Source organism: Vreelandella arctica (assembly GCF_037070215.1).
Lineage (GTDB): Bacteria > Pseudomonadota > Gammaproteobacteria > Pseudomonadales > Halomonadaceae > Vreelandella > Vreelandella arctica.
Genome location: NZ_JBANSN010000061.1, coordinates 1 through 8410, shown reverse-complemented (window position 1 = coordinate 8410; position 8410 = coordinate 1). Strand labels below are relative to the sequence as shown.

At 52.4% G+C, this 8410-nt stretch carries 9 protein-coding genes; 3 read left to right on the top strand and 6 right to left on the bottom strand.

Going from position 1 to position 8410, the window contains the following annotated elements:
* Positions 1-101 precede the first annotated feature (101 nt).
* The 4 genes from V8L70_RS22195 to V8L70_RS22180 form a co-directional block, all read right to left on the bottom strand.
* Positions 102-362, bottom strand: coding sequence for a hypothetical protein (locus tag V8L70_RS22195; RefSeq protein ID WP_336270610.1), 261 nt, complete (start codon positions 360-362; stop codon positions 102-104).
* Between the two features lie 68 nt (positions 363-430).
* A complete protein-coding gene (locus tag V8L70_RS22190) occupies positions 431-1765 on the bottom strand; it encodes a sensor histidine kinase (protein WP_144815969.1) in 1335 nt (444 codons plus the stop codon).
* Positions 1752-2417, bottom strand: coding sequence for a response regulator transcription factor (locus V8L70_RS22185; RefSeq protein ID WP_008957450.1), 666 nt, complete (start codon positions 2415-2417; stop codon positions 1752-1754). The genes V8L70_RS22190 and V8L70_RS22185 overlap by 14 nt, the downstream gene beginning before the upstream one ends.
* A gap of 14 nt (positions 2418-2431) precedes the next feature.
* Positions 2432-2932, bottom strand: coding sequence for a cupredoxin domain-containing protein (locus tag V8L70_RS22180; protein WP_022522201.1), 501 nt, complete (start codon positions 2930-2932; stop codon positions 2432-2434).
* A gap of 560 nt (positions 2933-3492) precedes the next feature.
* On the opposite strand from V8L70_RS22180, the gene V8L70_RS22175 reads away from it, so the two are divergent.
* Positions 3493-4743 (top strand): ATP-grasp domain-containing protein, encoded by a 1251-nt coding sequence (locus V8L70_RS22175; RefSeq protein WP_008957448.1) that lies wholly within the window; start codon positions 3493-3495, stop codon positions 4741-4743.
* A gap of 897 nt (positions 4744-5640) precedes the next feature.
* On the top strand, positions 5641-5982 hold the full coding sequence (locus V8L70_RS22170; RefSeq protein ID WP_231658664.1) for a hypothetical protein: 342 nt from the start codon (positions 5641-5643) through the stop codon (positions 5980-5982).
* 149 nt (positions 5983-6131) lie between these two features.
* Here the strand turns inward: V8L70_RS22170 and V8L70_RS22165 are convergent, their stop codons facing one another.
* Both V8L70_RS22165 and V8L70_RS22160 read right to left on the bottom strand, forming a co-directional pair.
* Positions 6132-6989 carry a copper resistance D family protein gene (locus tag V8L70_RS22165; protein ID WP_092490837.1) on the bottom strand — a complete coding sequence of 286 codons (858 nt, stop codon included), beginning with the start codon at positions 6987-6989 and terminating at the stop codon, positions 6132-6134.
* A gap of 51 nt (positions 6990-7040) precedes the next feature.
* Positions 7041-7412, bottom strand: coding sequence for a copper resistance CopC family protein (locus tag V8L70_RS22160; protein WP_008957445.1), 372 nt, complete (start codon positions 7410-7412; stop codon positions 7041-7043).
* 358 nt (positions 7413-7770) lie between these two features.
* Between V8L70_RS22160 and V8L70_RS22155 the strand changes: the two genes are divergently transcribed.
* Positions 7771-8322 carry a hypothetical protein gene (locus V8L70_RS22155; protein ID WP_008957444.1) on the top strand — a complete coding sequence of 184 codons (552 nt, stop codon included), beginning with the start codon at positions 7771-7773 and terminating at the stop codon, positions 8320-8322.
* Positions 8323-8410: the final 88 nt, after the last annotated feature.

Here is an 8410-nt window from a genome sequence, read left to right as displayed (position 1 = left end):
GTGTATCTGAACGACGGAAAGTGGTTAAAAAGTAGGCAATTTAAGATGTACCAATAGGTTTTTAATAGCATGGCGGCCTGGGTGCGGTACTTGCTGAGGTGCTATGAGAAATCCGGGCTAGTACCGTTAATGCTAATAGGGTGGGCTTCTTGTCCGTCAATCGGAATGGATTCACGGCGGATAGCCAGTGATATCTCGGGCCCTTCTTCGACGCCCTGTGCATAGACATTCGTACGGCCCCAGGGGTTTGCCCAGGCGGGAGTTAGCCCCATTGCGGCAGCGGAACCTAACCCTAAGGCAGCACCGCCTTTTAGGACTTGCCGGCGAGAAAGCGGGTGAGAAATAATGCTTGAGCGTGCCATGTGTAACTCCCATCAATGATGAATGACACCATCTTGATGGAAGAACCTGAAACAAAGCTGAATAATGATTAATTAGCTACTTCACCCGCTAGAGGCAGGATAATCGTAACGCGCAGTCCACCCAGTGGACTGCGCTCAAAATACGAGTGCCCTGAGTAGCGGGCAATTAGCTGCGCAAGAATCGACAGGCCTAAGCCGTAGCCGGGACGGCGTTCATCCAGTCGTGTGCCACGCTCTCCCAAGCGCGAAAGATCCTCTTCTGCAACGCCGAGGCCGTCATCATCAATGGTGAGCGTGAGTGTGGTTGCGGAGACGGCAATATCGCAATTAACGCACCTATTCGACCATTTGCCAGCGTTATCGAGCACGATGCCTAATATTTCAGAAAAGTCGTGAGCCTCAATAGGCACTTGGTCTTTCTCGCCTGCCGAGTGGGCGAGGTTGAAGATACGCTCAGGGTAAAGGCTGCGGAACATCTCGATGAGCCGTGAACTATCACGCGTGACGTTGGCCATTCGCCCCGCGTTAGGGCCTGCAATACGTGAGCGACGCAGCTCCGCATCCAGCTGGGCGTTAATATCCTCAATACGGCTGAGCAGTTTATGGCGTCGGGTTTCATCAATGGGCCGATTGCCACGCAGTACTTGGGTAACGGCTGCCAGCGGGGTTTTTAATGCATGTGATAGGTTCGCGACCGACTCTCTGGAGCGCTTCAAGCGAAGGTCAATGTCATCCATAAACCAGTTCAACTGGTCGACTAATTCATCTAGCTCAGAAGGGGCTATTAATGACAAGCGATCACGTTTGCCCGCTCGCAATGCTTCAAGCTGTTGACGCAGTTGCCAGAGTGGCTTAAGTCCACGATTAACCGCTAACATGTTGAGTATGATGAGCATTCCTAACAGCACGCTGGCAATCCCACCGACCCACCAGTGCAATGTTGCAAGCCCTGCTTCTACTTGAGAGAAGTCCTCACCCACCAGCAGCACACCCTGCGTGCCCTGCCATTCAAAATGGCGACGATAGACGAGCATGTGTTGCTCGCCGCGATTCACGTCTATTAGAGCATTGCCGCTTTCATCTAGCAGCGGAGCCAGCTGTTGCTGCCATTGTGGGTCGGAAGCGCTGACCGAGCCGTTGAAGCGGAGTACGTAGAGATGATGAAAGACTTGATAGCCTTGGCTAACCGAGTCAAGCGCGGCAGGCACGGCGGCTTCACCTTGCTCAAGCTGCGTGACGGCATGGTCGGCTTCGCGCTGAAGACGCTCACCCAAAAAATCCCGAGCAAGATTCTGTAACAATATGCCATGCAGTAGCCAGGTCGTCACCACTACGAATAGTGCCACGCCTCCTAGCCAGGCGAGTAGTCGAAAACGTAAACTGCGCCGATCAATGTGAAGCAAAGAAATACCCCTGGCCGCGGCGAGTTTGGATAATTGATTTGCCTAGATAACGGCGCAGACGAGCGACATAGACTTCGACCAAGTTAGGTGCGGCGGCATCCTGTTCCAGGGCATAGAGCTGCTCTAATAACTGCTCTTTGGAGTGAATGCGATCTGGATGCAGCATTAAGTAGCGTAGTAATCGAAACTCCGTCGCCGTGAGCGAACGCCAAGTTTCTCCCTCTAGACATACTCGTTGGCCTGCTTTATCCAGCGATACGCCATTGAGCGTCACGACTTGAGATAACTGACCAGACTGCCTGCGCAGCAGTGCCTTCAAACGGGCCATAAGCTCGGCTTCATGGAAGGGTTTTGCTAGGTAATCATCGGCACCCGTTTCAAGACCAATGACTTTATCTTCCCAAGTATCGCGCGCCGTCAAGATCAAGATAGGCGTGCTGCGTTTTTGCTTGCGCCACTGGGCTAGTAGATCTAGTCCCGAGCCATCGGGCAAACCGAGATCTAAGATAGCCAGCTCGTAATGCTCGGTTGCCATGAGCGACTTGGCCGCTTTCAATGAAGCGGCCAAGTCGACAAGGTAACCGTTGTCCTTGAGACTCTCTGCCAAGCTTTCTGCCAGCAAATCATCATCTTCGAGTAGCAACAGTTTCATGGGTAAACGTCAGATTAGAAAGTAAAATTGCCGTACATGCCGGATTCGTAATGGCCGGGAATGTTACAAGCATACTCTAGCTCGTTAGTATTATCAGGAACACTCCATAATAGAGTCCCGGTCTCACCAGGTGCAATTGTGACGCCTGCCATGCTCATATTGGCCATATCGTGGCCTTCACCTTGTGACATGTTTGACATGTCATGACCTTCGCCATTTGCCATGTCTAGCATCATTTGACGATGCTCTTCCTGGGCTTCTTTACTGCCAATCACAAATTCATGCTCTAAATTGCCGGTGTTGGTGATTTCAAATTTAACCACCTCCCCAGCCGCCAGTTCTAGCTCTTCAGGGTCGAACCACATATCGCCAGCCTCAAGGCTGATCGTGCGGTCAACGTCAGCCTCGGTTAGGTTATTGCCACCACCGCCGTGGCCGGGTGCAGCCAGCGCCGCGCCCGTGATCAGACTTAATGAAAGGGCAAACAAAGACGTTGTTAAAAGAGTGTAGCGCATGGTCATTTACCTCAGAGGTTATTGTCACCCGTTCTTTATACGGTGTTAACCTGAAACGAGCCTGAACCTACAGTAAAAATATGACCTGCCGGATAAGTAGCTATCACGAAAACTTGCAAGCGCAAGGCCTTATTTCGGGACCTTTTTTAATTCAATACAGCATCTTCCGCTTAATAGTGAAATTTGTTCAGTTGCCGATGTCGGCAGCAGGGATGCTCTTGGTCATCACTGCGCATCATTGTCGGCAGAAAATAGTTGCCCCTTGTTGATGATGATGGTAGCGCTAGTTACTTTTATCGCTATGACCGGACGTCGGCTTTCCACTTCATCTATATTAACCCTTGTGTCTACATTTCCTGAAAGTTTTGCCACAAGATGTTAATGCGAGCGTACAAGCACCATGAGCGCTCATCATCGACGTTGATCTATCAGCAGAAGGTGTAGCTCGTTAAATATCGCCCTCATGAACTCAATGACCAGCCGATGCTGGCCAGTTTGATCTAGATCAGCGTGAAAAAACCAGAGGACAGCTCTTGCAAAAGACCAGTGGCTCCCCAGGGATGACAGAAGCAGAAAGGCTGAACCAGCACTGCACCTGTATCACTCTAGACCGACGAGCAGCCACCCAAAGTCTTATCGACCAGTTGGGCGACGATGCCGATGAGGCCTTTATCCGTTCGACCTGGCATCAACTTTTCTCGAATGTCGCTGTCTTTGTCCCATCTCAGGTTCTGGAGCAGATGAGGGCCACTGTTCAGGCCATAGAAAACGCCGCCGCTCTTCCCGACTATCAGCGACAAGTACTGTCTTGGGCCCCGCAAAGTGCACAGTTAAACCCCGGCCCAGTAGGTGTCTTCATGGGCTATGATTTCCATCTCGGCGAGGACGGGCCTCGCCTCATCGAAATCAATACCAATGCCGGAGGTGCATTTCTTAACGCGATCCTGGTACGGGCCCAACTGCAGTGTTGTGGTGATGCTAAAAGTGCGGCCGGGTCTGCCGACTTCGAGGCTAAAGTGATAGCCCAGTTCGAGAGCGAATGGCGTGCCCAGCGTGGCAATGGACGTCTGGAGAGGATAGCTATCGTTGATGATCAGCCTATGGGGCAATACCTCTATCCTGAATTCAAACTTGCCCAGCAGTTATTACGGCGTCATGGCATTGATGCTCTCATCCTCTCGCCTGGCGACCTTCGGTATGAGTCAGGCATGCTATACAGCGGCGGTAAGCGAGTAGATATGGTTTACAATCGCTTAGTGGATTTTGGGCTCGAAGCACCCGGAAACTCCGCCTTACACTCTGCCTGGTTGGACGGAGGCGCAGTCATAACCCCAAATCCCCATGCACACGCATTGTTCGCGGACAAACGCAACTTGGCTGTGTTATCAGATCCCGCGACGCTTATGGCTTGGGGGTTGAGCGCTCAAAATGCCGAATTACTTCGCTCTTGTATTCCCCGTACCTTACAGGTCAGCGCTGATAATGCTGATACCCTTTGGCAACAGCGACGGCAGTGGTTCTTCAAACCTGTCGCAGGCCACGGAAGTAAGGGAGTGTACCGGGGAAGTAAACTCACCAAAAAAACATTCAGCCAAATCTTGGAAAGCGACTATATTGCCCAGGCCCATGTGCCTCCCTCCGAACGCCTCGTTCTGGTCGATGGACAGCGTAAAAATCTCAAGGTCGACGTTAGACTGTATACCTATCGCGGCACACTGTTAATGGCCGCAGCGAGACTTTATCGAGGACAGACGACCAATTTCCGTACGCCAGGTGGGGGGTTCGCACCTGTGCTTCTCATGAAAGATTAGTTATCAAAAATATGATCTAAAGAGTTTGTCCCACAACTTATGCGATTATCGTGATAGGGCGTGGAACTCATCTTGCAAGGCGATCGCCTCACTTCGGCCCGCGATTAGTTATTCGGAAATTGCTCCCAGCAACCTTTCAATTGCGCGCAAGTTTTTCCTGCGTTTGGATTTAAAGCCTGGAAACTTACAATATTATCAGCTACGCGGATGAAACCTCGTCAATGAAGGCTGCCCTTAAAGGGGTATCTCTGGAGCGATATAGATAGCCACCTAGCCGAGCGATGGCCTTCATATAGAAACCATGTCGCGTCGCTGACCCAGTCGAGGCGGTGGAATCGACCGGTCGACCAGAACTAATAAATGATCAGTAAAGAACCGTTGCTAGCAAGGCAGCCGGGAACTGATGCCTAAGAATGATCAGTCCGGATACGATGTAGCCGAGCATAATGCCGATGGTGAGTCGATCGGCTGTGGTGAAGCACATATCCTCAATCCGGTAGCCAGTTTTTCAGATTCCATCATATACGTGTGTGCTAACGCACAGATCGTGTGATGTCAGACCCTGAACATGATGGTGCGGGTCCGTGTCGTTTGATCGCCAAGGTATCGGTCGCGTTACTATCCGCGCTAGATAACGAATAGTGCATTATGGAAATACAATCCTAATAATGTCAGGAAGGGTCTCCTCATGAATAGAGTCAACACTGCAGCAATGGCTTTTTGTCTTCTCGCTGTTCTGCCTAGGGCAGCATCCGCCCAAAACTCAGAGTACGGCCCACGGGTGTCCGTGAGTTTTCGATCTCTGGAACTGGCAGTAACGATCGGAATTTTAATAGCGGAAACTTCGGCGTGAGACTGTTGATCTTGGTTGGTATCTGAGGGATAACATGGTTGCCGGTGTTCGGCAAAGCGTCAATTACGCCGATGTCGAAGGCGAAGGCGGGCGTCACAGATGGTTTCTGGAACGGCTCAACCCGTGGTTACCTAACCCATCAGTTCCTTGATGGTCGTGCGCGGCCCTTCGTCGGTGCTAGCCTCGGTGGTATCTATGGAGACGGCGTCAAAGACAGCGCCTTCGCGGGACGGGAAACGGGTATGAAATACTATGTTCTGCCCAAGGCCTATTTCCTCGCTCGCGCTGAGTATCAGTTCCTGTTCAGCGATACCGACGATGCCACCGATGCGTTTCAGGAGGACGGTATCTGGGCTTATACGATTGGTCTGGGCTACAATTTCTGAACCACATCAAGATGCCACGAACCACCACGGCCACGTGGCGGGTGTGCATCTCTTGTCGCGCGCGGATGGCATCGGCCTTGCCTTCCGGATAGCGTTGCTTATAGCTATTAAGCTAGGTTCTTAACTACCTAAGGTGGTTGTCCTGACGGTCACCCATTCGGTGATGTCACCCTTGTCAGCACCGCCGTGATCAGCAGGATAACCACGACCAGCACCACCTCCAGCGCAATACTGCGCTGCAAACGTCGTGGGGCTGTTGCATCGCCGCTCTCAAAGGCAGGTACAAGCCGCCACTTGTTCGCGGCAGCAAATAACAGCAGCACCGCGACAATCAATACTTTGCCGATCAAGAACTGTCCATATGCCGTGGTGAGCAGGGGTGTGAGACCGCCTGTTAGCAGCGTGGCCAAAGTGACGCCCGCCAGTACCAACACGCCAACTCCGCCCATGGCGAGTTGCCCGAAACGGGTCAGAATGCGGGCGGTATTGCCGTGGTTGTAATGTTGCCCCACTAAGTGGAACAGCGGCCACAGCGAGGCTACCCAGAATGCTGCCGCCATCAGGTGAACGATCAGCAAGACAGCCAGAACGAGGCGTGGGGTGTTTACTGTATGCCCCACCTGCACGAATGCCAGCATCACCAATAAAACGCCTACTAGGCTCAAGCTGTTGGCTGTTTTCGAGAACGCTAAGTTATTAAGCTGAATCGCCTGGACCAGCAGCAAACCAGCTACCACCAGTATTAGTCGACCCCCGGACGCGCCATCGAACACGATCCCGAGCAACATTGGGTTGGTTGCAGCCGCTATATTGCCGCCTCCAAGGTAACCAGCTTCTAAAGACCACTGGAACAGAATCAGGATGACCCCCGCCCAGGCAGAAAGGACACCCATGCGGGCGACGCGCCTCCGGTCGTGATCAGGGAGCCGGGGAAACGCTAGACGAAACAACACGGCCCCCGTCGCGACTAGGGCGCTAAGGTAAATCCCGGCCGCCACGAGAATCATCGCGACGGTCCAGACATCGAGGCTATTTACGGAGAACCACCAAGCCACGGGTCAGGGCTCGACCGAGAAGTTAAAACCGTCGGACATCATGTGTCCGTCATCCGATAGGCCGCGCCAGTGCACCTGGTAGTCCCCAGCCGAAAGAATTTCACCGGGCTTCACGACGTAGCGTTCGACCTGTTCACTGCCTGGCTGACCATCAAGAGGAACGGGGCCGTTTGGGCCTGTCACTTCAAACTGGGTGATGCGCATCATGCCACCAAACTCGATGCCAATCTCTGCTGGGGAATCCTGAATGGTGACGCCATCCTTAGGCGAAGTGCTTGCGCCCCCTTCATGGGCCAGCACTGGGATTGCTAGCGACAGCAACAGCGTTGCTAAGGTAGCGTGAATGATAGGGAGCGAACTCGTCTTCTTTTGCATACCGTATCCTTATATATTTTTAGGGTTGAATGGATGCCGTTACTTCATCGCGGAGGCGCTAAAACTGATTCGGCTGAGCCTTCTTACATCGTTCATCTGCCCTGTTTGGCGAACAAGGCGCATGGCGTCGTGCTTTTCTTCATGGAAATGAGTCGGTGTTAAAACGTGCCAACCTGAAACAGGGCTGAAAATGGCGGAAAAAATGATCTGTGACAACACTTAGGTATTGGGATCGGTTTCTCCTTTACCTTTGGGCCACCTATAGGTTGTAGGCTTATAACGAAAGCTAACTCCGCCTTCTTCCATTTTTAATGGATAAGGCGATGTCTCGACCAGCAACATGATAAGAGGAAATATCATGGTTAAGCACAAGATGATCTTTGCCATTGGTCTGGCTGCAAGCCTCAGTGTCCCCAGCAGCGCCATCTTCGCTCAAGGTATGAGCCAAGGCGCCCAAGGTCAGGGCAATATGATGGACGGCCAAGTCGGTATGGGTTCGGGCATGATGATGGGCAGTCAAGAAGGCATGTACCCAGGAATGATGATGGGAGGGCAAAGCGGGATGATGCCTTGTCCAATGATGGAAGGCATGGGGAGTATGTCCGGCATTGGCGGTATGCTCGACGAGCAGCAGATGAGTACCATGCGTGAGATGCGCCAAGAACACCGCGCGGCCCAGCTTGAGCGGATGGGCGAATTGATGAACCTGCGCGACGACATGATGCAAACCATGCAGACTGAACGCCCTGAACCAGAGGAAATAAAGGCGCTGCATGCTCAAATGGCCAACCTTCATGGCGATATGATGGCTGATAACGTGCGCATGCATAATCAGATGCAGGACTTACTGACCGATGAGCAGCGTGAACAGATGAGAGGAAGCATGCCCAGCCACCATGGCCCGCAATAAGCCTTGGCGATTGCCTCTTTTTTTAGGAGTGATGGCATGATGAACGCGGAATGTTTTGCTTTTATGGGGTCAATGGGGTGGCTAGGCT